Here is a 25,809-nt window from a genome sequence, read left to right as displayed (position 1 = left end):
CTGACGTGGTATTTTTTAGTAATTTGGGCATCTACTAAATTATTTTACGATGCCTGCTACCCGTCGGGATTTTATCAAACAATCCTCCCTGCTTGCCGCTTGTTTTTTCGTTGATAAAGAAGAGCTCTTCAAGAAGAAAAAACCAGTTGGCGTTCAATTATACACGCTGCGCAATGAGATCGGCAAAGATGCCAAGGGTACCCTGGAAAAGGTGGCTCAACTGGGTTACAAGCAAGTCGAGACCTTTGGTTATGGTGGCCGTAAATGGTTTGGCCTTTCTCCCGCTGAATTATCTTCCGTCTTAAAAAATAATGGGTTGACCTCTCCGAGTGGTCATACTTTTCCCGGCAGTTTCTTCCTGAAAGATGGCTGGGAAGATCAATGGAAGGTAGCCGTTGAAGACTCCAAAACACTGGGACAGGAGTACATCACCATTCCCTGGCTGGAGGAGAACTACCGCAACAGTGCAGACAACTACCGAAAGATCGCGGCGGGCCTTAACAAGGCCGGTGAACTGGCTCACCAGGGCGGTATGAAGCTGGCCTACCACAACCATGATTTTGAGTTCTTCAAGGTAGATGGCACTACAGGTTTTGATATTCTTACCAAAGAAACTGATAAAAAGCTGGTGCAATTCGAGCTCGACCTGTATTGGGCGGTGAAGGCCGGCCATGACCCGGTACAACTGTTTGCAGCGCATCCTGGCCGTATCGTTATGTGGCATGTTAAAGACATGGATAAGACGGAGAAGAAGTTCTTCACGGAAGTGGGTAATGGAACGATCGACTTCAAAAAGATCTTTGCGGCGGCAAAGAAAAGCGGCATGAAGTATTTCTTCGTGGAACAGGATGTATGCCCGGGCTCCCCTTTTGACAGCATTGCCAAGAGCATTTCTTACCTGAACAGCAATATTCTTTAGTAGCTTTTAACTGCAGGGTTAGGCGCCGGCGATGGCCGGCTGTGCTATCGATTTATCAACCAATAACCATCCTTTTAAACTTTAACGATTATGAGCCATCGCAGAAAGTTTCTTCAGCAATCTGCCGCCCTGGTTACCGGGGCCACTGTGTTTTCGTCTTTCAACAATCATCCGTTTGCGATATTCCGGAATCGCATTTCACCTGCTGACCAGTTGAATATCGGCGCTATTGGCATCAATGGGATGGGCTGGTCGAATGTGAATGCGGCACTAAAGGTGCCGGGGGTAAACCTGGTCGCAATTTGTGACGTGGACCAAAACGTGCTGGACAAGCGCAAAGCCGACCTGGCGAAAATGAATGTCGATGCTTCGAAGGTGAAGGTGTATACCGACTACCGGAAATTACTGGAGCAGAAAGACATCGATGCGGTGATCATCGGCACACCCGATCACTGGCATGCGCTGCAAATGATCCATGCCTGCGAAGCTGGCAAGGATGTATATGTAGAAAAACCTGTAGGCAACTCCATCATCGAATGCCGTACGATGGTAGCTGCGCAGCAACGTTATAATAAGGTAGTGCAGGCTGGTCAGTGGCAAAGAAGCCAGCAGCATTTCCGTGATGCGGTTGACTTTGTGCACAGCGGCCAATTGGGAAATATCCGCACGGTAAAGGTGTGGTGCTATCAGGGCTGGATGCGTCCAGAGCCCGTGCGGCCTGACAGCGCTCCACCAGCAGGCGTCGATTATGCGGCGTGGCTGGGCCCTGCTCCTACCCGACCATTCAATGCCAGCCGTTTCCATTTTCATTTCCGTTGGTTTTGGGATTATGCCGGTGGTTTGATGACTGACTGGGGCGTGCACCTGCTGGATTATGGCCTGCTGGGTATGAAGGCTCCTACTCCGAAGACCATTGCTGCTTTGGGAGGCCGGTTTGCCTATCCAGAACTGTATGAAGAAACGCCTGATACACTGACCACCCTTTATGAATTTGATGGCTTTAACCTGGTGTGGGATTCTGCCATGGGCATCGATAACGGCTCTTATGGCCGCAACCACGGCATTGCGTTCATCGGTAATAACGGTACGTTGGTGGTAGACCGTGGCGGCTGGGAAGTGATCGAAGAAAAGCAAAGCAAGAGCAAGGTTTCAAAACCTTTGGTGAAGGCTTCTGATAATGGTTTGAATAAACATTGGGAGAATTTCGTGGAGGTGGTGAAGTCGAGGAAGCTGGACGACCTGCATTGTTCTATCCAGGCTGGCGCTCATGTGGCTACGGTGGCACAGATGGGCAATATTGCATTCCGTACGGGACAAAAGCTAACCTGGGATACCGCGAAGGGAGAGTTTACCGATAACAAGGTGAACAAACAGTACCTGATGAAGGAATACCAGAACGGGTATAAGCTGCCGAAGGTTTAGTATTTGCTATTGGGGCACGGGCTACGGCGGCTGTGCTCCGGAGTTTGATGATAAAAAAACAGGGTGAGTTGTTGTAGTACAGCTCACCCTGTTTTATTTATATGGTGTGGCGGGTTGTCGCCAACAGTCTTATTTCAATCTTTTGATCTTGACATTGCGGTACCAAACGGGATCTCCGTGGTCTTGCAGACAGATGCGGCCAGATTGGAAGGTGCCGAATGTGGACCATTTGCTGAACTTGCTGCCGGCGATCATTTTGCGCCAGTTATCATCCCACATTTTGGTGGATACGACTTTACTGCCATTGAGGTAGAATTCGAGGGTGCTGTCTTTAGCGATGATCTCGGCTTCGTTCCACTGGCCTGCGGGCTTAACGGTTTCGGGTGCGCTGGTGATGAGGTCGTACAGGTCGCCGGCGCGGTGTTTGATGATCTTTGAATCGGGGTGGGCGGCATTGTCGAGCACCTGCATTTCGGGGCCGGTGTGGTAGGGCTTTTCAATTTTCGGGTCTTCCTTCACATAGAACATGATGCCGCTATTGCCGGCGGAGTCGACCTTCCATTCTACTTTAAGGTGGAAGTTGTCGTATTCTTCATCGGAGACGATATCGCCACCACCTACGGTTTTGCCATCTTTCTTTTCGGCGGGATCGAGGTGGAGGGTTCCGTCTACTACTTTCCAGGCGGAGCCGTCGGAAAGGTTTTTGAAGACGTGCCAGTTCTTTTTGGTGGCGCCATCGAATAAGAGCTGCCAGCCTTCGGACTGTTCATTTGCGGTGAGGCTATTGTTTTCGGGTGGTGTGGTTGGTGTTGCCGCCATGCTATCTTTTTTTGTGTCTTCGGTTGAGGCGGGTTGCTGGTTTGACTGGCATGCGGTAAAAGCTGATGCCAGGATGGTTGCTGCAAGCAGGGATCGCATATGTGTTATTTTGTTTGTGTATTCAAGATACTGGTTTGGTCTTAATTTTTTATTAGCTATTTGATTAATGCTGACAAATTATCAGTAAATTTAAATAGGCAATATTTAGCCTTAGATGTTAGCGATCTACGATATGACCTGCTTTTTTTGTACCGGGGCTTTGGGTGCTGCGGAGGGACGTTTGAGGGCAAAAAAGCGTTGCGCTTTACTCTAGGTTTACTTTAGGTTTACTTCAAATTTGCGTTAGGTTTACTCCCAATTCCTTCGAGAACTTCCTCTGCATGGGTTCAGCTATGGCTGAGACCTGGATGAGGTTATTTGATGGCGTTGGGGATTTCATCCCGTTTGGCCACCACCATACTGACAAGATTTCCGAAAAACCCGATAAATGACGAGAGGCTGTTCCCTTTGGGGTAACAGCCTCTCTTTTTATTTGTTGATGCCTCTATTTAGAGGGTCTTGAGCTTTATGTTGCGGAAGGATACTTTATCGCCGTGGTCCTGGAGCACGATGTGTCCTTTGCGGAAGGCGGCAAATTCGGGAGAGTTTCTGAACTTGCTTTTTGCTACCAGTGCTTTCCAATTCTCATCCCACATGGTCGTGGATACTACGTTCACGCCATTTTGGTAGAGGTCGAGTTTTCCTTTGTTGAGGACGATCTCGATCTGGTTCCATTCGCCGATGGGCTTTACGTTTTCGGGGGAAGAAGATACGAGGTCGTACAGATCGGCTGCACGGTGTTTGATATTTTTAGCATCGGCGTGTTTATCGTTGTCGATGATCTGCATTTCGGGTCCTGATTGGAATGCCCAACGGTATTTGAGGTCTTCGCGGGAGAGGAAGATGATGCCGCTGTTGCCCCCTTCGGCGAGTTTCCATTCGAGCTTGAGGTGGAAATTCTCGAATGAGTCGGTAGTGATGAATTCGCCGCCGCCTTCGCCTTTGGGGCCTTTGGCCTTGGGATCGAGGTAGAGGGTGCCGTCTTCTACTTTCCAGGCGGAGCCGTCGGTACGGTTATTGAAAACGTGCCATCCGTTTTTGGTGGTGCCGTCGAACAGGAGCTGCCAGCCTTCTTTCTTTTCTGCTTTAGAGAGGGTGTTATTGGCTGGTGTTCCGGTAGAATTCTTGGACGAAGAACAGGCGATTACGCCGGATATGGCAAACAGGAGGCAAAACCGTTTTAGCATTGTAAAAAATTTGAGTTCAAAGTACGGGATTTTTATGGAATAACGTGCTTGAAATAGATTGTTCTTTTGACATTGAACGAAAAAATGTTTTTGATGGGGCCCGCGATGGGGCTGGTTTTGAGGGGAAAAGGTTGCATCCCGCAGGAGCTTGCCGGCAGTAGTTAAAAAGTTAACGAACCATTGTTGTTGAATGTGTTGAAGGCTGGGCTTTGGATAGCGGAGAATGGGGCGGGTGCTTTACCGTGTTTGGAAAAGAAGTTGGGGTGGGCCAAGCACAAAAAAACAGGTTTTACTGTGCGGGGTTCCCGACAATCAGTAAAACCTGTTGTGGTATCTTCTGATAGCTAATTACTTCTTCAGTCCGAGGATGTACTTCACCATTTCGGTAGCATCTTCCTTGCTCAATGCAGGATGCGGTGTCATGGGTACGGTGCCCCAATTACCTTGTCCGCCCTTGATCACTTTTTCTACCAGGATCGCAACGTTTGCATCGGTATTTTCATACTTAGCGGCTACGTCGGTATAAGCGGGTCCGATATTTTTCTCGCTGATCTTGTGACAGGTTGTACAGTCACTGGCTCCGATCAGCTCGAGGCCTTTCTGATTGGCTACCTCTACGGTACCAGCTTCTTTTTTCTCTTCTGTTTTGCCTTCGGCGGGCTTTTTTTCCTCTCCACCACAAGCGGCCAGGGCTCCGGAGATCAAAAAAGCGATCATCAGCTTTTTCATGTGCAACTTTGTTTAATAAATGACAAATAGATGACGCAAGCGGGCGCAATTTACTTTACAAACCCAACACTGAGCGATTAAATTTTTCATCGCTGCCGGTGCCTGCGAAATCGTCGAATGCTTTTTCTGTTACCCGGATGATATGGTCCTTGATGAAGGGGGCTCCTTCTCTGGCTCCGTCTTCGGGGTGTTTGATGCAACATTCCCATTCCATGACAGCCCAGCCACTATAATCGTACGCGGTGAGCTTGCTAAAAATGGATTTGAAATCCACCTGTCCATCGCCCAGCGAGCGGAAGCGGCCGGCGCGGTTGATCCAGGATTGGTATCCTCCATAAACGCCTTGTTTTCCAGTGGGGTTGAACTCGGCATCCTTTACATGGAACATGCGAATGCGCTCGTGGTAGTTATCGATGTACTCCAGGTAATTGAGGCTCTGCAGTACGAAGTGTGAGGGATCGTACAGGAGGCATGCCCTGGGGTGGTTGTTGGTATGTTCCAGGAACATCTCGTAGGAGATGCCATCGTGGAGGTCTTCGCCGGGGTGTATTTCGTAGCAAAGGTCTACCCCATTGGCATCGAACTCGTTGAGGATGGGCAACCAGCGGTTGGCCAGTTCTTTGAAACCTGTTTCCACCAATCCGGCCGGGCGCTGGGGCCAGGGGTATACGGTGGGCCAAAGCAAGGCGCCGCTAAAGGTGGCGTGGGCGTTGAGGCCGAGGTTTTGGGAGGCTTTTGCCGCCCACTTGAGCTGTTGCACAGCCCATTCGGTGCGTGCCTTGGGATTGTTGCGTACGGACTCGGGGGCGAATCCATCGAACAGGGTGTCGTAGGCGGGATGCACGGCCACGAGTTGCCCCTGCAGGTGGGTGGACAGCTCGGTGATCTGCATGCCAGCTGCTTCTATTTTTCCTTTGTATTCGTCGGCGAAGGTTTTGCTTTCTGCCACTTTCTGGAGATCGATGCAGCGGCTGTCCCAGGTGGGGATCTGTACGCCGACAAAACCCAATTCCTTTGCCCATTTGCAAATGGATATCAGGTCATTGAAGGGGGCTTTATCGCCCATGAACTGGGCGAGGAATATGCCGGGACCTTTTATTGTCTTCATATAGCTTTTGGTTTCTAAAATGAATGTAAAGGCTGGTTGGTGCTGAAGATCTTCAGCGGGTTGAATTTCAAGCTGGCCGACGTTTCATGCGGCCAGCTTGATGATATCTATCTAAACTTTAAATTCTGTCCATTTAACAGTAGCCGCAGCGCTTTCTACCACGTTGTCGATGAATGCCATACCTCGGATGCCTTCTTCCACACGGGGGAAGTCGAGCATTTCTTTGGTAGGTTGTGTGCCATCGATGCGGGCGCCGAGGGTGAGGGCGAAGTTGCGGTAGATATTACCGAATGCTTCGAGGTATCCTTCGGGGTGTCCGCCGGGAGTACGGCAGTTGTGGGTTGCATAAGAGGAGAGGCGGTCGCCGTAGTTGCCGCCGGCGCGGAGTATCTGTGTGGGTGCGTCGAGCCATTTTACCAGGAGGGTATTGGGTTCGTGCTGTGCCCATTCGATGCCGCCTTTTTCGCCGTAGATGCGGATCTTCAGTGCGTTCTCTTCGCCGGCTGCTACCTGCGATGCCATGAGTACGCCTGCTGCGCCGTTGTCGAACTTGAGGAGCACATTGCCATCATCATCCAATGCGCGGCCGGGCACCATTACTTTGAGATCGGCACAGAGGTGCGTGATCTTCAATCCGGATATATATTCTGCGAGGTGTGCTGCGTGGGTTCCGATATCGCCCATGCATCCGCTCTTGCCTGATTTTTTGGGATCGGTGCGCCAGGCTGCCTGTGCGTTGCCTTCGCGCTCGCTGAGTTTGCTGAGCCATCCCTGGGGATACTCGACCCAGATCTTGCGGATCTTTCCGAGTTCGCCACCCTGTACCATTGCACGGGCTTGTTTTACCATGGGGTAGCCGGAGTATGTATGCGTGAGTGCGAGGATGAGTCCTGTTTCGTCTACTTTCTTTTTCAACTCTTTGGCCTCATCGATGGTGAAGGTGATGGGCTTTTCGATCACGACATGAAAACCGTTTTCGAGGGCTTTCATAGCCGGTGCGAAGTGTGCGAAGTTGGGCGTAACGATGGTGATGAAGTCTATTCGTTTATCTGCCGGGAGTTTGCTTTCTTTCTCGATCATTTCCTCAAACGTGAGGTATATGCGATCTTCGGGAAGGAACAACGTTTTGCCTGAGTCTTTCGCAATTTCGGGATTGATGCTAAGTGCTCCTGCGGCGAGTTCTATCAATCCATCCATATTGGCTGCAATGCGGTGAATAGCGCCGATGAAGGCATCTTTACCTCCACCCACCATTCCCATTCGAAGTTTTCGGTTCATGTAAAAATGATTAGAAAGTATTATAAATTGTTAAAAGAACAATGCGATTTAAAAATAAAAAATTTACATTTACGACCGTATATTGAAAATTGTTCAATACGTCGAAACGCCGCTAAAGGTAAGCAGGAAGTGATAAGTTTTGCAAATTAAAGGAATATTAAATAGGCCGGATTTTATGTCAAAGTTGGTTTAGGGATGCGTGGTTTTGTTTCGACAATAGGATTTGTGCGTAAGGCTTTTGTGTAGACGGGCTGTGAATCGTGGGGCGTGCGTTAGATGATCCGGTGACGGTGGACGGGTGTTGTTGATCCTGTAGTATACATTTGTTTCCTAACGATTTTCACAAATAAAAACTCCTTGCCATGCAATCAACCATCCAACGTGGTCAGTTATTCTGGGCCAGCTGTCTTGCCCTTTTGGTTACTTCTTTGTCTTTCGGTATTCGTGCGGGTATTCTCGGTAAACTTGGTACCGAGTTCCAATTAAATGCTTCGCAGCTGGGTGTTATTGCCGCCACTGCTTTCTGGGGTTTTCCTCTTGCGGTTGTTATTGGGGGTATGATCGTTGACGCTATCGGCATGAAGCGTTTGCTGGTGATGGCCTTCGTTTTTCACCTGGCTGGTATTCTCCTCACTATTTTCGCCAGTGGTTACTGGACCTTATTCATTTCTACATTATTGATCGGCATTGCCAACGGCACCGTTGAAGCGGCTTGTAATCCCTTGGTGACGGCTTTGTACCCAGACAATAAGACTACCAAGCTGAATCACTTTCACCTTTGGTTCCCGGGTGGTATTGTGATCGGCACACTGATCGTTTATTTCTTCACTAAAGCTGGTTTGAGCTGGCAGATACAGGTTGGTACTATGTTATTACCAACGCTTCTTTATGGCTTCCTGTTCTCCCGACTGAAGTTCCCTGTTACAGAACGTGTTGCTGCGGGCGTTTCTACCAGCGAGATGTACAAATCGCTTGGCAATCCCCTTTTCATTTTTATGATCATCTGTATGTTCGGTACGGCTATTACAGAGCTGTTCACCGGCCAGTGGATCGATATCTTATTAAAGAATGTGACCGATAATGCAATCCTGATCCTGGCTGTTTCTACCGGTGTAATGGTGGTTGGCCGCGGATTGGCAGAACCAGTGGTACACCGTCTTTCTCCGCAGGGAGTTTTGCTGATCTCTGCGATCCTGGCCGCTGCCGGCATCTATCTCCTTGGACATACTGCAGGAAATATGGTGTTTGTTGGAGCGCTGATCTTCGGCATGGGCGTTTGTTATTTCTGGCCCACGATGCTTGGTTTTGTTTCGGAAAACCTGCCCAAGACCGGCGCTGTTGGGTTGAACCTAATGGGCGGTGCGGGTATGTTTGCCGTATCTATTTATATGATGTTCATGGGCGGTTATTATGACAAGCTGGTGGGTGAAAAACTGCCTTCCGGTGCGAGCCTGGCTGATTATACTGCGGCCCCTGCAGGATCCGAGATGGCGAACGCATTGGGTGCGGCGAAAAGCGCAGCGGGTCCGGCTGTGTTGAATGCCACCCTGGTGATCCCGATCATTCTGACGGTTGCTTTCGCGGGGTTGGTGATCTATATGCGTGGCAGAAAGAAGCCTCAGCAATTGAGTGTTGCGGGTGCTTAGTGTTATGTTAATGATGTGTTTTCGGCCTTTGTGAAGTAACATTTTTTGTACATTCAATATTTACGTTCTCATGTCCAACAATCAAACACGCCGGGATGCCCTGAAGAATATTGTGGCGGGCTCTGCTGCTATTGGCGCTGCCGGCATGCTTTCCTCCTTTTCTGCCTCTGACGAGTCTAAATCAATTACTTTGAAAGGAAATATCAATCACTCGGTATGTCGCTGGTGTTATGGCAGCGTGCCGCTGGAAGAATTTTGTGCTGCGACCAAAAAGATGGGCATTGTAGCTATTGACCTGGTAGGCCCCAAAGACTGGCCTGTTTTGCAGAAATATGGCTTGTACTCCTCTATGTGCAATGGCGCCGAGATCAACCTCGTCGACGGCTTCAACGACAAGAAGTTCCATGCTCAACTCATCAAGAACTATTCGGAAATGATTCCCCTGGTAGCCAAGGCGGGTTACACGCAACTGATCTGCTTTAGCGGTAACCGTCGTGGCATCGATGATGAAACGGGTTGGAACAACTGCGCGGAAGGCCTGAAGCAACTGATGCCGCTGGCAGAAAAGCACAAAGTGACCCTCGTGATGGAACTGTTGAACAGCAAGGTTAACCATAAAGACTACCAGTGCGATAAAACCGCCTGGGGTGTAGAGCTGGCCAAGCGCATTGGCTCGGAGAAATTCAAATTGCTCTATGACATTTACCATATGCAGATCGATGAAGGTGATGTGATCGCCACGATCCGCAGCAGTCATGACTATATTTCACATTACCATACCGGTGGAGTTCCAGGACGTAACGAGATCGATGATACGCAGGAACTGTATTATCCCGCCATCATGAAGGCTATCCTGGCAACAGGCTTCAAGGGTTATGTAGCGCAGGAGTTCATCCCCGCCCGCAAGACCAATGAAGAGCGCCTGGTGTCGCTTGAGAAAGCGATCCAGATCTGTGATGTGTAGAGAAGGCAGTGGGGGGAGTAAAGGCAGAAAGGCAATCCCGACATGCGTCGGGACAGTGAGGGAGAGGGCCGGTAATTATTTATCAAACACTAAAAACGGTATACTATGGCAGATAATGCTTATGACGCGATCGTTGTGGGTAGTGGTATCAGCGGTGGCTGGGCAGCGAAAGAGCTTGCCGAAAAAGGCTTGAAAGTGTTGTTGCTGGAACGCGGAAACGACATCAAGCACGTCAAGGACTATGTGAACGCCAATAAGAACCCCTGGGAGTTTCCTCATCGGGGCGGTAAAACGCAGGAGATGATCAAGAACTATCCTGTGCTGAACCGCGACTACCCGTTGAATGAAACGAACCTTGATTACTGGACCAATGAGAAAGATTGTCCTTATACTGAAACCAAACGTTTCGACTGGTTTCGCGGCTACCATGTTGGCGGTCGCTCGCTGATGTGGGGACGCCAAAGCTATCGCTGGAGCGATTTCGACTTCGAAGCCAACGGTAAGGAAGGCATTGGGGTTGACTGGCCGATCCGCTACAAAGACATCGCGCCCTGGTATGACTATGTTGAAAAATTTGCCGGCATCAGCGGTAACCGGGATGGCATTCCACAATTGCCTGATGGCCAGTTCATGCCTCCAATGGACCTGAACTGTGTTGAAAAGGATGTTGCTGCGCGACTGAAAGATCATTATAAAGGTCAGCGCCTGCTGACCATTGGCCGTGTGGCCAATATTACCAAGCCTTTGCCCGGACGTACCAATTGCCAGTACCGCAATAAATGCTGGCTGGGTTGTCCCTTTGGCGCTTACTTCAGCACGCAATCTTCTACTTTGCCAGCTGCACAAGCAACCGGCAATCTTACTTTACGTCCCTTCTCGATCGTGACGCGCATTCTTTATGATAAGGACGCGAAGAAAGCGAAAGGCGTTGAGATCGTAGATGCCGAGACCAATAAGACCATTGAATACACTGCCAAAGTTGTTTTCCTTTGCGCTTCGGCGATGAACAGTACCTGGGTATTGCTCAATTCGGCCACCGATATATGGCCGGGCGGTTTGGGCAGCAGCAGTGGTGAGCTGGGCCATAACCTGATGGACCACCACTTCCGCTTAGGCGCTTCGGGTACCGTTGAGGGCTATGAGGACAAGTATTACTTTGGCCGCAGGCCAACCGGCTTCTATATTCCCCGTTTCCGCAACCTGTTTGGTGAGAAAAGGAATTACCTGCGTGGCTTTGGTTATCAGGGAGCTGCCAGCCGTGAAGGCTGGGGCCGCAATGTGGCCGAGCTGGGCATTGGCGCCGACCTGAAGCAAGCGCTTACCGAACCAGGCAACTGGACCATCGGTATGACCGCCTTTGGCGAGACGCTTCCTTACCATGATAACAAGATCACCCTGAACAAAAATGTAAAAGATAAATGGGGCCTGCCAGTTCTGGACATTGATGCCGAGATCAAGGACAATGAAAAGAAGATGCAGGACGATATGGTGAACGACGGCGTGGAAATGCTGGAAGCCGCTGGTGTGAAGAACGTAAAAGGTTTCCGCGGCGATTATGCGCTGGGCATGGGTATTCATGAAATGGGTACGGCCCGGATGGGCAGAGATGCGAAGACCTCTGTCGTGAACGAACACAACCAGGTGTGGGATTGTAAGAATGTATTCGTGACAGACGGCGCCTGTATGACTTCGGCCTCCTGTGTGAATCCTTCCCTTACCTATATGGCTTTAACTGCGCGGGCGGCTGATTTTGCCGTGAGCGAACTGAAAAAAGGCAATCTATAATTTTCTATAAACTTAATCTATGCCCGGGGATTCATCGAACGTTAACATTAACAACAAAGCGACTGCCCAAAACACCTACGATGCTATTGTAGTGGGCAGCGGCATCAGCGGCGGCTGGGCTGCCAAGGAGCTTTGTGAGAAAGGATTGAAGACGCTGCTCCTGGAACGCGGAAGGGATGTGGAGCACATTAAAGATTATACCGATACTGATAAAGCGCCGTGGGAATTACCCCACCATAATAACCTTACCCAGGAAGACCGGGAGAAAAGTCCGATCCAGAGTAAGTGTTATGCTTTCAATGAAGTTTCGAAGAAGTTCTTTGTGAACGACCAGGAGAACCCATATAACCAGGTGAAGCCTTTCAGCTGGATCAGGGGTTACCATGTGGGTGGCCGCTCACTGATGTGGGGCCGCCAGAGCTATCGCTGGAGTGATATCGATTTTGGTGCGAATGCGCAGGATGGTCATGGTACTGACTGGCCCATCCGCTATGCGGACCTGGCTCCCTGGTACAGCTATGTAGAGAAATTTGCAGGCATCAACGGTAACCGAGATGGTTTGCCTCAATTGCCTGATGGAGAATTTCTGCCAGCCATGGAAATGAACTGCGTGGAAAAGCATGTTGCTGCCAGGATCAAGGAGCGCTTTAAAGAGCGCGCGATGATCATTGGACGCTCTGCCAACCATACGGCCAAAGTGGGCGATCGTGGTCCCTGCCAATACCGTAACCGCTGCCATGAGGGTTGTCCTTTCGGCGGCTACTTCAGCAGCAATTCGGCCACGTTACCGGCTGCCCGTAAGACCGGCAACCTGACGCTCCGTCCTTACTCTATTGTTTTGGAGGTTATTTATGATAAAGACACCAAACGCGCGAAGGGTGTGCGGATCATGGATGCTGAGACGATGAAAACTGAAGAGTACTATGCCAAGATCGTTTTCCTGAACGCTTCTACGCTGGGTACTACTTTCGTGCTGCTTAACTCTGTTTCTGATGCCTTCCCGAATGGCCTGGGTAATTCCAGCAGCCAGGTAGGGCACAACCTGATGGACCACCACTATGGTGTGGGCGCCAATGGGGAAATGGAAGGTTTTGAAGACAAGTATTTCTTTGGCCGCAGGCCCAATGGCATTTATATCCCGCGGTTCAGGAATATCAGTCCGGACACGATGCGCAAGGATTACGTACGTGGCTTTGGTTACCAGGGCGGCGCCAACCGTGGCCGCAGCCGTGGCGGCGAAGGTATCGGTGCTGAACTGAAGGAAAGTTTGCTTGAGCCGGGCGTATGGACCATGGGTATGGGCTCGTGGGGCGAGCACTTGCCTTATTACGAGAACAAGGCTACTTTGAACAAGGACAAGAAAGATAAATGGGGCTTACCAACGCTCGACATCGACTGTGAGTTCAAGGAAAACGAGAAGAAGATGCGTGAGGACATGAAGAATGCGGCGGTTGAGATGCTGGAAGCTGCCGGCGCAAAGAATGTGAAGTCGTATGACAATGCTCCTCCTCCAGGTTTCTGTATCCATGAAATGGGTACGGCCCGGATGGGTAAGGATCCGAAGACTTCTGTATTGAACAAATGGAACCAGATGCATGATGTTCAGAACGTATTCATCACCGATGGATCGGCAATGGCTTCATCGGCCTGCCAGAACCCTTCGTTGACCTATATGGCTTTGACGGCGCGTGCTGCCGACCATGCTGTAAGCGAACTGAAGAAAGGTAATTTGTAGTGACTGGCCTTTGCAGGTAGGGCTTTGATCAATACCTGTCCGTATTTCAATTAAGTATCTTTAAAAATTACGCATATGAACAGAAGAGAAGCCGTATCGCGGGTAGCCCTGTTGCTGGGAACCACGGTTATCGGAGCCGAATTTTTTCTGTCGGGATGTAAAGCCAGTGATGATAAGATCGCGACTACACTGGACTTTAAACCGTCTGATATCGCTTACCTGGATGAGATTGCCGAAACGATTATCCCTACAACGGATTCACCCGGTGCCAAGGCAGCAGGTGTGGGCACTTTCATGACGGTGATGGTGAAGGACTGCTATGATGAGAAGAACCAGAAGATCTTCCTGGAAGGTATGAGCAAGCTGGACGAGGCTTCGCGTAAGACGCATGACAAATCGTTCACCAGTGCTACCCCCGAGCAACGTAAGGCTTTGCTGATCACACTGGATAATGAGCAGAAGGAATACAATAAGAATAAAAAGAAGGAAGATCCTCCTCATTATTTCGCGCTGATGAAGCAATTGACGTTGCTGGGATATTTCACTTCGGAGATCGGCGCTACCAAGGCTTTGCGTTATGAAGCTATCCCCGGCCGCTACGATGGTTGTTTGCCTTACAAAAAAGGCGACAAGGCCTGGGCTACCTAGTTTGAAAGTCTTTTCTGATGATATCGAGAGCAGCTGTTCTTCTTTAAGACCGGCTGCTCTTTTCTATGCTTTGCTTTTTCTATTCATTAACACTATTGATTTGTACCATGAGTTACAACCGGAGACAATTTCTGAAAACGGGAGGTGTTCTTGCTTCCGCGCTGGCGATGGGTTCGGGTTCGGACCTGTTTGCAGCCTATAAACCATTAAGGCAATTCGGCCTTCAACTATATACGCTGCGTGATGATCTTCCGAAAGACCCCAAGGGTGTGTTGAAGCAGGTAGCTGCGATGGGCTACCAGCAAATTGAAGGATATGAAGGCGGTCAGGGCATTTACTGGGGCATGGGCCATAAGGATTTCAAGAAGTTTGCCGACGATTTGGGCATTACGATGATCTCCACGCATTGCGATATCAACAAGGATTTTGAGCGGAAAGCGGCCGAGGCTGGCGAGATCGGCATGAAGTACCTGATCTCTCCGTATATCGGCGCACAGAAAACGCTCGATGATTACAAGCGCTACGCCGACAAATTCAACTCGTTGGGTGATATCTGCAAGAAGAACGGCCTGCGCTTTGCCTACCACAACCATGGCTATACTTTCACGGCCCTCAATGGGGTGATGCCACAGGATACGCTGATGCAGAACACGAATGCTGATACCGTGGATTTTGAAATGGACATTTACTGGGTAGCTACACCGGGTGAAGATCCGATTGCCTGGCTGAAGAAGTATCCTAACCGCTGGCGTCTTTGCCATGTGAAAGACAGGCAGAAGGGCGCTGACCCCAAGGAGCACGATGCTTCTGTAAACCTGGGTACCGGGTCGCTGGACTTCACTAAGATCCTGAAGGAAGCGAAAAAGCAGGGCATGCAATACTATATCGTAGAGCAGGAGCGCTATGAAGGCACTACACCGCTGAAAGCGGCTGAGGTGGATGCTGCTTATATGAAGAAACTGAGCATTTAATGTTTGGTGCGGCACCGCCTTATAGCGGTGGCTGAACTTTACCTGGAATATGGCTGATAAGAGGGTTGATCGTTCGCCTTCTTATCAGCTTTTTTATTTGCGGCCTTTTGTTTTGCTGAAGTATTTCTTTTTGGCGCTCGCCGGCGGCAACAGTGTTTGAATGGCGGCGGCTGTTTCGATGGGGAGATCTGACTCTAGGATATCGGCTCCCTGGGTAAAGGTTTCGCGGTAAGCGTTGGCGCGGGCGCTGCTATCGGCCAGTTTATCGTAGGTTGGCGCGGCGGAGATCATACACATAACGCCCCTGCTGTGCAGGAGGTCGAACATCTTTTTATTGTCGGGTTTGTTTTCGGGGCCGATGTAGGCGATCATGTTCTTCCAGGGTATTCCGGCGGCTTCGTATTCCTGCATGGCTGTATCTGTTTTTACGAAAGCCGACATCATGCGGTTGTTGTCGTCGTCGTAATAAAATTTTGCCTGCTTCGCATTGTGTACGGTGACCATCACGAATGCACCTGCCTTGTGTTCACGAATGATCTTTGCTGTTGTTGTAAGGGGCACATCTTTCTTATCGAGATTGAGGATGGTTTTTCCGCGGGCCCATTCGATGGCTTCGGCCAATGTGGGTATGCGATAGGGGGTTACGTTGCCCAGTTTATCCTTCAACTTCAGCTTCTTTATTTCTTCCCAGGTATAATCGGACAGTTTGCCTTTGCCGGTGGTGGTACGATCGAGGGTGGCATCGTGCAACAGGACCACGACGCTGTCTTTCGTGAGGCGCGGGTCGATCTCGAAGAAGGCGGGGGTATGCTTCAGCACTTCTTCCATGGCCTCGATGGAGTTTTCGGGATAGCGCTCTATATGACAACCGCGATGCCCGCTCACGAGTGGTATGTCTTTGCCTGTGTATTTAAAGTATCCCTGAAGGTCGGCCGGGGTATTGGTGTTGATGGTCTTGAGCGTTTGGCCGTTGGCCGTGCTGATGAGGCCTGCTGTAAGGATAAGAGCTGCCAGGTATTTTGACATGAGCTTATTTGAGTTTTGCGTTGAGGTACTCGAGTGAAAGAACATTCTCCTCATCGAGCGTGAAGCGGGTGATCGCCGAATTATGTTGTATCAATTGACGGTAGTTCTTTAAGGGCATGCCCAGCTTATGGGCGAGGTAAAGCCTGTTGACGCCGTTGTGCGCTGCGACAAGGATGGTTCCGTTTTTATGTTCGTTAAGCTTTTCGGCAAAGAAATCAACTACGCGACTGAGTATCTGCTGGCCGGTTTCGCCGGTGCGGCCGGCCGGTGCCATTAACGGATCACTCTCCCAACGCTGCCAGGTCTCGGGGTCTTCGGCAACAAACTGTTCGCGGGTTTTGTATTCCCACTCTCCAAAGTCGACCTCAATGAGCCGCTGATCGGCTATAACCTTTTGCCCCGATGCTATTTCTGCCGTTTTGAGGGCACGTTGCAGGGGTGAGCTATAGACGGCGTCTATTTGCACGCCTTCCAACTGCCGGCGCACTTCATGTGCCTGCTGCACTCCTTTTTCTGTGAGGGGAATGTCGGTGCGACCGCAGTAGCGATTGTTGTCGGCGTTCCACGGTGTTTGTCCGTGGCGAAGTAAGTAAACGGTTAGCATATCAATGCGTGATGTAGCCTTTTTGTTTTAACAATTCCACGAAGGTATGGTAGTTCTTTTCATAGCGTGCTGCCAGCGGTGCGTGCGGTTTGATGGTCTTTTCGGGTCTGATCATAGCGCAAGCCGCTGTAGTGATGTTGCTGAAATGTGTTTTGGATGCTGCCAGCACTGCAGCGCCGGCTGCTCCTGTTACGTTTTGCATTTTGCGCATGGGCAGGTTGAGCACATTGCTGCGAATGCTGAGCCAGGTGTCGCTGTTGCTGCCTCCGCCGGCTGAGGATACCTGGGTGATGGTTTCGCCCGATAGCTTTTTTATGCGTTCGTAGGCGTAGCGTTCGATATAGGCCACTCCTTCCATGCTGATCAAAAAGAGCTCTTCGCGTGAAATATTCTCTGGTGCGAATCCAATGGCCTGTGGCGCCACAAAGGGGAATCGCTCGCCTTGCTGCAGCAAGGGCCATGCGAAATACTTGCCGGGTATCTTCCTAGCAGCTGCTTCGTTGAGTGCCTCCAGGTTGCCGCCGGCAAATAAACGGCTCACCCAATCGGCGCCGGTGTTGCTGGCGCCGCCGGGCATCCAGTATCCCTGGGGATGTCGATGACAATAAATGGCGCCGGCGGGATCGATGATCTCTTTTTTTGTAACTCCCTTTATCACGAGTGTTGTACCGATGGTGGTGTTCCAATCGCCGGGCTGCATGGCGCCCGAGGCTACCTGCGAGGCGCATCCATCGGTGATGCCTGCAGTAATCAGTACTTCTTTTGGCAGGTTCAGCTGGGCTGCCAGGTCGGACTTCAGCACGCCTATCACTTCTCCGCTAGGCACTACATTTTGCAACCACTGCGGCTCGATAGGCAGTTCGCTAACTATGTATGCCGGCCATTGCTTTGTGTGGAGGTCGAAACCGGACTTTAGCGCATTGGTATAATCTGTAACGCTAAAATTGCCAGAAAGCCTGCCGGTGATGAAGTCGGCTGCGTGTATGAAGCGTGCGAGCTTACTCTTCTTTGCCGGATAGTTGTTGAGCCACCAGATCATTTTGGGCAGGCCGCTGGAGGCATTGTAAGCGGTGTATCCCTGTGTACCCGAATTAAGGGCTATAGTGCGGCACAGAGCAGCCTCCTGGGCCGATCGACTATCGCTGTACATGATGGCGGCGTGCAGCGGGTAGCCTTCTTTATCGATAGGGATGATGGTGCCTGAAGTGGACGTGACGCCAATCGCTTTAATGCGGGTACGATCGACACTTTCGGGTAGCTGCATCAGCATTGATTTGAGGGAGCGCAGGCAAGACGTATACCATTGTTGCGGATCCTGTTCTTCGCGTGAGCGGCTGTCGAGCACAAAAGCTTCTTCACGGGCGCCGAGCTGGTTACCTGCGTCGTCGAGCAGGACGACCCTGGCGCCCTGCGTACCGATGTCGATGCCGATGAAATAGGTTGGTTCCATGGATTATGCGGATGCACTGATTTGGTGGAAGTAATTGCGGGTTTGCCGCCATTGTTCATAGAGCCTGCCGATAGCGACTGCTTCTTCCTCTTGTGGTGAAACCACTTCGATCGTCGTATCGGCCAGTTGGATCCCGGTTTGCAATGCCTCATTGCACACCAGCGCACCGCCAACCGCCGAGGATTGCTGGAAGCCGTTGCGTACCTGAACCTTTTTACCGATTATATTGGCGATGAGCTGGCGAAGGGCTTTGCTTTGCAATCCGCCTCCGCAGGCCCACACATAGTTGGCTTTATGGCCTGCTACTTCCTGTAGGACTTTGAAGTTCTCTGCTATGGAAAATGCGATATCGAGCAAGGTGGCCCACACAAAACAACTGCGTGTGAGCTCGTGGTTAACCGGTGCGGGGAATACAAATCCTCCCCTGATGACGGGTGATCGCTCGGATGCTATGAGCGATCCGAGTGAAGCTGCACAATGGCGATGCGGATTTTGGGCCAGCTCTTTCTCAATGACATCATAGCCCTCATTGGGATAAAACACTTCCTTGAGGCGCTGATAATTAAGCCCGGTTACGCCAGCATTGGCTTCGAATACGAAGCGGTTGCCTTCTATGTCGCGGCTGGTCCAGGTTCTTTCTTCCGTGTCGGTGAGGTATTTGCCTACGAGCTTGACGATGGGTGTTGTGGTACCGGAAACGATGACCATGTCATCGACAGCCGGCAGGGTACTCTTTATCGCGAGCTGGGTATCGCCTCCGCCTGTGATGACCACAGCGGCCGTCGTCGTTTTCCAGCTTGCGGCGGCTTCGGGTGTCATTGGGCCTATGATGGTGGCCGATGCCATCAACGGTGGCATCATTTGTCCGGGGATATTGAAAAGGTCAGCGAGTTCATTGCTCCAGGCGCCTGCTGCAACATCGTAGAGCAGGGTTTCAGATGCCTGTGCATGTTCGTATTTCGCGATGCCGCTGAGTTTGTATTCGACCCAATCGCTGATGCTGAGAAATGTTGACAGTTCGTTCCACAACTCAGTACGGCGTTGGCGGATACCTTCGAGTTTGAATGCAGAGAACAATGATGTTGGATAGCGGCCGGTGAGTTGGTACACGCGGCTTTTGTTGGCCAGCTGGCCTTCCCATTCGCGCCCGCGGTGGTCGATATTGGGCAGCCCGATGAGTGACTGACCTGTTTTACTGATCAGGACGATGCCTTCACGCTGGCTGGTGGCCGTAAAGGCGGCGATGGTTACCGGACCGGCCTGCTGCGCGGCCTCGCGCCCCAATTGTATCAACTGTCCATATAACTGTTCCGGATCGAAATAAATGGAGTCGGGATATCGATCGTCGCGCAGGTACTGTATATCGCCCCGGCCAACCCCCAGCACTTCGCCATCGGGTTTTACAATGGCCACGCGCACGTTGCCGGTTCCTATATCTATGACACAATAAGCTGTTTGCATTGGGTTTTACACTTTTGCGGTGATGACTTCTTTGTTATAGATCTTATCAGCAACCTTTTTGCCTTTGACAAACCAATTGATGAGCGCTTCATTGAGGATGCGAACATGGTGATCTTCTACCTCGAAGGTGGCGCCTGCGATGTGCGGGGTTGCCAATACATTGGGCAGGTCGATGATACTGTAATCTAATTCATCCGGCGGTTCGTTGTCGAATACATCGAGGATTGCCCCTTTTATTTTATTGGCAGACAGTGCGGCGTAGAGCGCTTCACGGTCTACGACCACGGCGCGGGCGGTATTTACAAAGAGGGCATCTGCTTTCATAAGTGCGAAAAGGCTGACATCGATGAGCCTTTGGGTATCGGGTGTTACCGGCAAATGGATCGAGACGATATCACTGCTGGCGAACACCTCTTCGAGTGATGTCTTTTTGTAGGCCGGGAAGGTTGCTGCATCCACAAAAGGATCGTAATACTGAATATTGCAGGGATAGGGCGCTACTAATTTTGCAATGAGTTGTCCTATGGCGCCAAAGCCTACGAGCCCGATGGTTTTGCCTGCCAGTTCATTGCCTTTGAATTGCAGATAGGAGGTATGTGCGCCTGCTTCCCATTTGCGCCCTTTGAGCCAGTCGATGCCTGGAAGCGTATGGCGCATAAAGGTGATGACGTTGGCGATGAACATTTCGGCCACGGCCTGTGCATTGCGTGCCGGTGTATAGAATACAGGAATATTGCTTTCGGTAGCTGTTTTGAGTGCTACATTGGACGGCGTGCCGCGGCAAACACCGATGAACCGGAGGTGACGATTGGCCTGTATCACTTTTTCGGTTACGTGATCATGTTCTGTGATGAGTGCCTCTGCTTCGGTTTCGTACAACAGGTTTAGCAATTCTTCTTCATTGTAGGCCCTGTTGTTGATCTTCCAGGGTTTGTAGATCACTTCTCCCAGGCTCTCCTGCAGTTCTGCGATGCCCTGTTCGTGATAAGGTGCTGTAATTAAGATCTTCATATTCTTCTTTAATATTATAGTCTATGGATTTTCAGCGACCATTGCGAGTGGCGCTGTGGTTGTTGCTGTGTAGGTTTCTTCGGGCGTTCGAATAAAATAGGTAAGGACGGCGCTCAGCAGGTACAGGCCTGCGAGTATCCAGATGACGCCTTCGCTGCCTACGGTTCCGATGAACAAGCCAACGATGGCGGGGCCAGTAAATACAGCGAGACCGGCGCCGAGGTTGAGGATAGACATGGCGGCCCCTTTGTCTTTTTTCACCAGCGAAGGAACGAGTGCCGAGAGGGGCACATAACCTGCCAGACAGGCGCCCCAGAGGATTCCGGCCGTCATGACGATGGTGTAGTTACCAGCGGCCTGTTGCGGTATATAATAAAGCAGCAGGGTGGTGATGGCGCAGCCTACGCCACCAAACCAGCCAATGGTTTGCCGCCAGCCGAGGCGGTCACCTACAAATCCAAAGATTAGGTTGAAGGCGATGTTGCTGGTGAATATAGTGCCCCATATATATAGCCAAGCGGTAGTGGAAAAGCCGTGTTGTGCCATATAGGTGGGCAGGAATACCGGAAAGGCAAATTGCGCCGTAGTGTTGATCACCCGTACGATGCCGGCGATCATTACTTTAGGTTCTTCGCGGATGATCGTAAGTCCTTTCTTCAGTTCCTGCATTTTGCTCCCGGCATTATTTCGCCTGATGGTGAACCGGGTTTTGTTGAACAGCAACGCGAATGCTGCACCGATAAGCACCCAGGCGATGGAGCTCCAGAGCGCGTTGACGTTGCCGAGGTTTTTGATGGCCCAGGTGGAATAGAAGGCTCCCAGTACATTAAGCCCTCCGGTGAAGACGAACCAGAACCAACCTACGGCCCTGCCCAACATATGTTTTGGCGTTGCGTAAGAGATCCACACCAGGAATGAATAGGCGAACAAGGGATAACCCAATCCACGCAAGGCGTAGGTGGCGAGCATCACCGGAAAGTTCATGTTGCCGAGCCCCATGCCTACAAAACCCACTGTTCCTGCTATGTAAAGCAAGAGCCCGGCCAGCATGGAGCGGCGTGGCCCGTAGGTTTCTACGAGTACGCCCGATAGCCAGGACGACACGGCGATGGTTATGCCGTATGCTGTAAACAGGGAGGCTGTGTGTTGGATGGTCATTCCTTTTTCAATTAACCAGGGGCTGAGCCAGCCGGTTTCCATGCCATCGCCCATCATGAAGATGAGGACACCGAGGTATCCCCAAACGAGCGTGGCAGGTATCCCGACCTTGTTGAATACTTTTTCATTGGAAGGCATAATCGTTGGTTTTTATGGTTGATGTTTGATCAGATCTCTACATCGGCCGAGACGAAGTAATGATCGCTCGGGTATTTCCCGTGGATGGCATCTTTGATGATCTTCGAGGCTTTGGGCTGTATGGCTCCATGAGCCCAGATATAATCGATGCGGCCTTTGGAGGGGCCCTTTTCATACTTCTCGCCTTCAAATTCATGGCCGGTATAGCCGGCTTCGCCTTCTCCGTGTACTGCTTCATAGGTATCCTTCCAACCACCGGTACGTACACTTTCAAACACACGGCTGTCGAAACGGGTGTTGAAGTCGCCGGTCAGCAATTGGGGCAGGCCCAGCTGGTACTGACTGCTTTCCTGCACCACCATTTTTGCCTGTTGTATTTTGGCTTCGCCGGATATATGATCGAGGTGAAGGTTGATGATGCGCAGCTCCTTGCCGGTTTTGTGCTCGCGCAGACGAACCCAATTGGCATGCCGTGCGCGAGCGGTATCCCAGGATTTGCTGCCCGCCACCAGTGGTGTTTCGGACAGCCAATAGGTGCCTCCCGCCAATAGTTCGTAGCGGTGCCGCGCATACATAATGGGGTTCTTTGCTATGCCATGATAGCCGGTGGGGTTGGCATCCATTTCGGGTCCATCGAATCCGAAGAGGGCGTATTTATCAAAGTACTTCCGGATGTCTTCGGCCTGTGGTTTCAACACCTCCTGGAAGCCGACAATATCGGGCTGCTGTTGTTTAATGATCTTTAAGCAAATGTCTTTACGTGCCGACCAGCCTACACCCTTTGCTTCATCTTCGTCGAGGGCCACGCGGATGTTGCAGGTGAGGATGCGGTGGATTGTGGCTTGTGTGTCCGTTGCGCCTGCTGCAGCGGCAGCCCAAGCCTTTGCCGGAAGGAGTGGAAGGAGCGCTGCGGCACTGACTCCCTGTATGAATTTTCTGCGGGTGTTGTTCATGTGTTGGGTTGTTTACGGTTGGCTACGGATTGTGGTGTACGGAGGTAAGCGCCTTTGGCGGTTAACTCGGCCTGTAATTTCTTCACGTCAATGTCGGCTGGTTGTTTGTTTTCCCTTACGGCCATTTTAGCTGCGCGACCGGCGGCTTCGCCCATCGCCATGCAGGGCGCCATGACGCGGATGGCCGACATGGCTTCATGGGTGGTGGATATGCTGCGGCCTGCCACCAGCAGGTTCTTTACTTTTTGCGGCACGAGTGACCGATAGGGGATATCATAACAATCGCCACACCAAACGAGGGTGCAACCGCCGCCCTGCGGGTGGTGAATATCCAGGGGGTAGCTGGCTACAGCGATGGCATCGTTGAAGTGCGCGCAACTGAGTATGTCTTCCTGCGTCATGGTGTATTGGCCATTGATGCGTCTGGTTTCGCGGATGCCCAGGAAGGGGGCTGTTTTGAGGAAATAGGCATTCTCAAATCCGGGCACATATTCAATGAGGTAGCGCTGGATATCGGTTATTTGCCTACGGCCTTCTATTTCGCCATGCGTAAGGCTTCCGGGATCGGTGCCATTGACGCCGCTAACGCGCGTCATGTTTACCCATACCTCTCCCTTGCGCAGACCGGTAATCAGGATGGTCCGTTCGGTGGTGAGGGTGAGCCCGGCATCCTGCGCTTTCTTTACCAGGTTGCGCATGCCCACCAGTACGAATTGGTTATTCTGCCCGAAGTATTCGGCGGGTATAAAATCGGTGAGGTAAGTGCGGGGTTCTTCGGCTATGCTGAGGCGAAGCTTTTCCGTATCCACGCCCCCGAGACAAAACATGAGTGTGGGCGGTTGTACGCCGCCCTGTTCATTGCCGTATTCGCACGGCACTCCCGCTCTGAAAGCCACGTCGGCATCGCCGCTGCAATCGATGGTGGTTTTGGCGAGTATTACTTCGCGGCCTGCCTTGCTCTCAATGATGATGCCTTTGAGTTCGTCGCGCTCCATCACCACTCCTGCACAAAAAGCGTAAAACAACACTTCAACGTTGGCTTCGACCAACATTTGCAGGGCTACTGTTTTTACGGCCTCGGGCTCAACGAGGGTGAGACTCATGTGCAGCGGACAGGGGCGGTGCTCGCTGGATGCCTGCACTGCTTTAAGGCGGTCGATATATTTTTGGGGCAATCCTTTGATGATCTGATTACCTTTTTGTCCTAAGAATCCAAGTATGGGTAAGCCGATGGTCATGTTGCCGCCGACGAAGCTGCGGCTTTCGACGAGCATTACTTTCAATCCATCTTCGGCGGCAGCGAGTGCAGCCATGATGCCGGAGGGACCTCCTCCTACTACCAACACATCTACTTCCTTGCGAACGGGTAATTGCCGGGCTGGTTCCTGTATGGTGCCTGGGTTGCTTTTCATATCAATTGAATTGTTTTGTTTCGATTTTTGATTTTGGTCGTTCGGGTTTTACCATTGTCCAGAGTATGAGCACAGCCATCGGGTGCAGGAATGCCATGGCAATAAAAATCTTTGCGGCTCCCAGTGTTCCCATAAACTGCCCCACGAAATAGTTGAAGAGTACAGCCCCGAGGGCGCCAAAACCTCCGGCGATGCCCAGTACACTGGCTACATTGTTGACGGGGAATGCTTCGGCTACCACCACGCTCACGGTAAAGAGCCAACTAAGGCAGGCTACTGCTACGATGCTGAACACGGCGAGTGTGCTGGCTGCATTGGGCAGGTAAGGCGCCAATACACACAGCGGGGCGAAGACAGCTACCAAAGTGAGCATGATCTTACGTGCCTTGAGTGGAGCATGCCCCCGACGCACCAGTTTATCGGACCAGGCGGAGGTGCCGATGGCGCCTAGGTCTGCCACGAGAAATGGTATCCATCCAAACATACCTACCTGCGCCAGGGTGAGCCCCGATCGCTCCTGCAGATAGCCCGGCAACCAGAAGAGGCAGAAGTACCATACCGGATCGCTCACAAAGCGAATGAGGAGGATTCCCCACAGGCTTTTGGTTTTCCATAGATCTTTCCAGGCGAATGCGGTTGTTTGAGGTACTGCGGCTGTACTGGCTGCTTCGTTCAATATATGCGCCGGTGGATCGCGGTAAATGAGTTTCCACGCGATGGCGATCAACAACCCAACGGCCCCAAGCACAATGAAGGCCGTTTGCCAGTTGAATGTTATCGCCAGCCAGGCTACTGCCGGGGGAGCGATGATGGCGCCAATGGAACTGCCCGCCACGCATAGGCTATTCGCAGTAGCCCGCATTTTACCGGGGAACCAAACCGTTACCACTTTCAATTGTGCCGGAAAATTGGTGGGCTCTGCCATGCCCAATATGCCTCTGAACAACCCGAACTGGGTTATCGATCGCGAGAGGCCGCCGCCGATGCAGGCGAGGGACCAGGTGATGATGCCGTAAAACATCACCAGCCGGGCCCCTATCCTGTCTACGAGCCATCCTGTTACGGGATACATGACGGCGTAGCAAAATGTAAATATGTTGACGATCATGGCATAGCCAGTATCATCCAGTTTAAACTCTGTTTTCAATATGGGTTTCAGGATAGACACTACCTGCCTGTCGACGTAATTGAACACGATAGCGATGAAGATGATGGCAATGATGAACCACCTTCTTTTTTCAGGAGCCAGTGTATATCCTTTTGTGTATGTTGGCAAGCCGATCATT

General features: G+C 51.2%; 22 protein-coding genes. 8 read left to right on the top strand and 14 right to left on the bottom strand.

Annotated elements, in window-relative coordinates:
* Positions 1 to 49: 49 nt before the first annotated feature.
* Positions 50 to 919, top strand: coding sequence for a sugar phosphate isomerase/epimerase (locus P2H89_RS22175; protein ID WP_275831010.1), 870 nt, complete (start codon positions 50 to 52; stop codon positions 917 to 919).
* Between the two features lie 90 nt (positions 920 to 1,009).
* Complete coding sequence (locus tag P2H89_RS22170; protein ID WP_275831008.1) at positions 1,010 to 2,341, top strand: Gfo/Idh/MocA family oxidoreductase; 1,332 nt, start codon at positions 1,010 to 1,012, stop codon at positions 2,339 to 2,341.
* A 129-nt stretch (positions 2,342 to 2,470) separates the two neighbouring features.
* Here the strand turns inward: P2H89_RS22170 and P2H89_RS22165 are convergent, their stop codons facing one another.
* The 5 genes from P2H89_RS22165 to P2H89_RS22145 all read right to left on the bottom strand — a co-directional run bounded on the left by P2H89_RS22165 (position 2,471) and on the right by P2H89_RS22145 (position 7,561).
* A complete protein-coding gene (locus tag P2H89_RS22165) occupies positions 2,471 to 3,259 on the bottom strand; it encodes a DUF1080 domain-containing protein (protein WP_275831006.1) in 789 nt (262 codons plus the stop codon).
* Between the two features lie 449 nt (positions 3,260 to 3,708).
* Positions 3,709 to 4,446 (bottom strand): DUF1080 domain-containing protein, encoded by a 738-nt coding sequence (locus P2H89_RS22160; protein ID WP_275831002.1) that lies wholly within the window; start codon positions 4,444 to 4,446, stop codon positions 3,709 to 3,711.
* 348 nt (positions 4,447 to 4,794) lie between these two features.
* Entirely contained in the window at positions 4,795 to 5,175 is a 381-nt protein-coding gene (locus P2H89_RS22155; protein ID WP_275831001.1) for a c-type cytochrome, read from the bottom strand.
* A gap of 55 nt (positions 5,176 to 5,230) precedes the next feature.
* Positions 5,231 to 6,283: a sugar phosphate isomerase/epimerase gene (locus tag P2H89_RS22150; RefSeq protein ID WP_275830999.1), complete on the bottom strand. Its 1,053-nt coding sequence runs from the start codon at positions 6,281 to 6,283 to the stop codon at positions 5,231 to 5,233.
* A gap of 111 nt (positions 6,284 to 6,394) precedes the next feature.
* Positions 6,395 to 7,561: a Gfo/Idh/MocA family oxidoreductase gene (locus P2H89_RS22145; protein ID WP_275830997.1), complete on the bottom strand. Its 1,167-nt coding sequence runs from the start codon at positions 7,559 to 7,561 to the stop codon at positions 6,395 to 6,397.
* Positions 7,562 to 7,923: 362 nt separating this feature from the next.
* On the opposite strand from P2H89_RS22145, the gene P2H89_RS22140 reads away from it, so the two are divergent.
* The 6 genes from P2H89_RS22140 to P2H89_RS22115 all read left to right on the top strand — a co-directional run bounded on the left by P2H89_RS22140 (position 7,924) and on the right by P2H89_RS22115 (position 15,310).
* Positions 7,924 to 9,207 (top strand): MFS transporter, encoded by a 1,284-nt coding sequence (locus tag P2H89_RS22140; protein WP_275830995.1) that lies wholly within the window; start codon positions 7,924 to 7,926, stop codon positions 9,205 to 9,207.
* 70 nt (positions 9,208 to 9,277) lie between these two features.
* On the top strand, positions 9,278 to 10,171 hold the full coding sequence (locus P2H89_RS22135) for a TIM barrel protein (RefSeq protein WP_275830993.1): 894 nt from the start codon (positions 9,278 to 9,280) through the stop codon (positions 10,169 to 10,171).
* Between the two features lie 105 nt (positions 10,172 to 10,276).
* On the top strand, positions 10,277 to 11,956 hold the full coding sequence (locus P2H89_RS22130; protein ID WP_275830991.1) for a GMC family oxidoreductase: 1,680 nt from the start codon (positions 10,277 to 10,279) through the stop codon (positions 11,954 to 11,956).
* A 19-nt stretch (positions 11,957 to 11,975) separates the two neighbouring features.
* A complete protein-coding gene (locus P2H89_RS22125) occupies positions 11,976 to 13,691 on the top strand; it encodes a GMC family oxidoreductase (protein ID WP_275830989.1) in 1,716 nt (571 codons plus the stop codon).
* A gap of 75 nt (positions 13,692 to 13,766) precedes the next feature.
* A complete protein-coding gene (locus P2H89_RS22120; RefSeq protein ID WP_275830987.1) occupies positions 13,767 to 14,339 on the top strand; it encodes a gluconate 2-dehydrogenase subunit 3 family protein in 573 nt (190 codons plus the stop codon).
* A gap of 107 nt (positions 14,340 to 14,446) precedes the next feature.
* The gene (locus tag P2H89_RS22115; protein WP_275830985.1) at positions 14,447 to 15,310 is read left to right on the top strand and encodes a TIM barrel protein; all 864 of its coding nucleotides are present in this window, start codon (positions 14,447 to 14,449) and stop codon (positions 15,308 to 15,310) included.
* 93 nt (positions 15,311 to 15,403) lie between these two features.
* Here P2H89_RS22115 and P2H89_RS22110 read toward each other — a convergent pair whose 3' ends face one another.
* The 9 genes from P2H89_RS22110 to P2H89_RS22070 are packed head-to-tail and all read right to left on the bottom strand — an operon-like array spanning position 15,404 to position 25,799.
* The gene (locus P2H89_RS22110) at positions 15,404 to 16,336 is read right to left on the bottom strand and encodes a glycerophosphodiester phosphodiesterase family protein (RefSeq protein WP_275830983.1); all 933 of its coding nucleotides are present in this window, start codon (positions 16,334 to 16,336) and stop codon (positions 15,404 to 15,406) included.
* 4 nt (positions 16,337 to 16,340) lie between these two features.
* Entirely contained in the window at positions 16,341 to 16,940 is a 600-nt protein-coding gene (locus P2H89_RS22105) for a histidine phosphatase family protein (protein WP_275830981.1), read from the bottom strand.
* Between the two features lies 1 nt (position 16,941).
* Positions 16,942 to 18,390 carry an FGGY-family carbohydrate kinase gene (locus tag P2H89_RS22100; RefSeq protein WP_275830979.1) on the bottom strand — a complete coding sequence of 483 codons (1,449 nt, stop codon included), beginning with the start codon at positions 18,388 to 18,390 and terminating at the stop codon, positions 16,942 to 16,944.
* 3 nt (positions 18,391 to 18,393) lie between these two features.
* Positions 18,394 to 19,851: an FGGY family carbohydrate kinase gene (locus tag P2H89_RS22095; protein ID WP_275830977.1), complete on the bottom strand. Its 1,458-nt coding sequence runs from the start codon at positions 19,849 to 19,851 to the stop codon at positions 18,394 to 18,396.
* A 6-nt stretch (positions 19,852 to 19,857) separates the two neighbouring features.
* Positions 19,858 to 20,862: a 2-hydroxyacid dehydrogenase gene (locus tag P2H89_RS22090; protein ID WP_275830975.1), complete on the bottom strand. Its 1,005-nt coding sequence runs from the start codon at positions 20,860 to 20,862 to the stop codon at positions 19,858 to 19,860.
* Between the two features lie 21 nt (positions 20,863 to 20,883).
* Positions 20,884 to 22,158, bottom strand: coding sequence for an MFS transporter (locus P2H89_RS22085; protein ID WP_275830973.1), 1,275 nt, complete (start codon positions 22,156 to 22,158; stop codon positions 20,884 to 20,886).
* A gap of 29 nt (positions 22,159 to 22,187) precedes the next feature.
* Positions 22,188 to 23,111 carry an endonuclease/exonuclease/phosphatase family protein gene (locus P2H89_RS22080; RefSeq protein WP_275830971.1) on the bottom strand — a complete coding sequence of 308 codons (924 nt, stop codon included), beginning with the start codon at positions 23,109 to 23,111 and terminating at the stop codon, positions 22,188 to 22,190.
* The gene (locus P2H89_RS22075; protein ID WP_275830969.1) at positions 23,108 to 24,523 is read right to left on the bottom strand and encodes an FAD-dependent oxidoreductase; all 1,416 of its coding nucleotides are present in this window, start codon (positions 24,521 to 24,523) and stop codon (positions 23,108 to 23,110) included. The genes P2H89_RS22080 and P2H89_RS22075 overlap by 4 nt, the downstream gene beginning before the upstream one ends.
* Position 24,524: 1 nt before the next feature.
* The gene (locus tag P2H89_RS22070; protein ID WP_275830967.1) at positions 24,525 to 25,799 is read right to left on the bottom strand and encodes an MFS transporter; all 1,275 of its coding nucleotides are present in this window, start codon (positions 25,797 to 25,799) and stop codon (positions 24,525 to 24,527) included.
* Positions 25,800 to 25,809 lie beyond the last annotated feature (10 nt).

Origin of the sequence: Paraflavitalea sp. CAU 1676, from assembly GCF_029223285.1 — a bacterium.
Taxonomy (GTDB): Bacteria; Bacteroidota; Bacteroidia; order Chitinophagales; family Chitinophagaceae; genus Paraflavitalea.
This window is presented reverse-complemented; position numbering and strand designations above follow the sequence as displayed.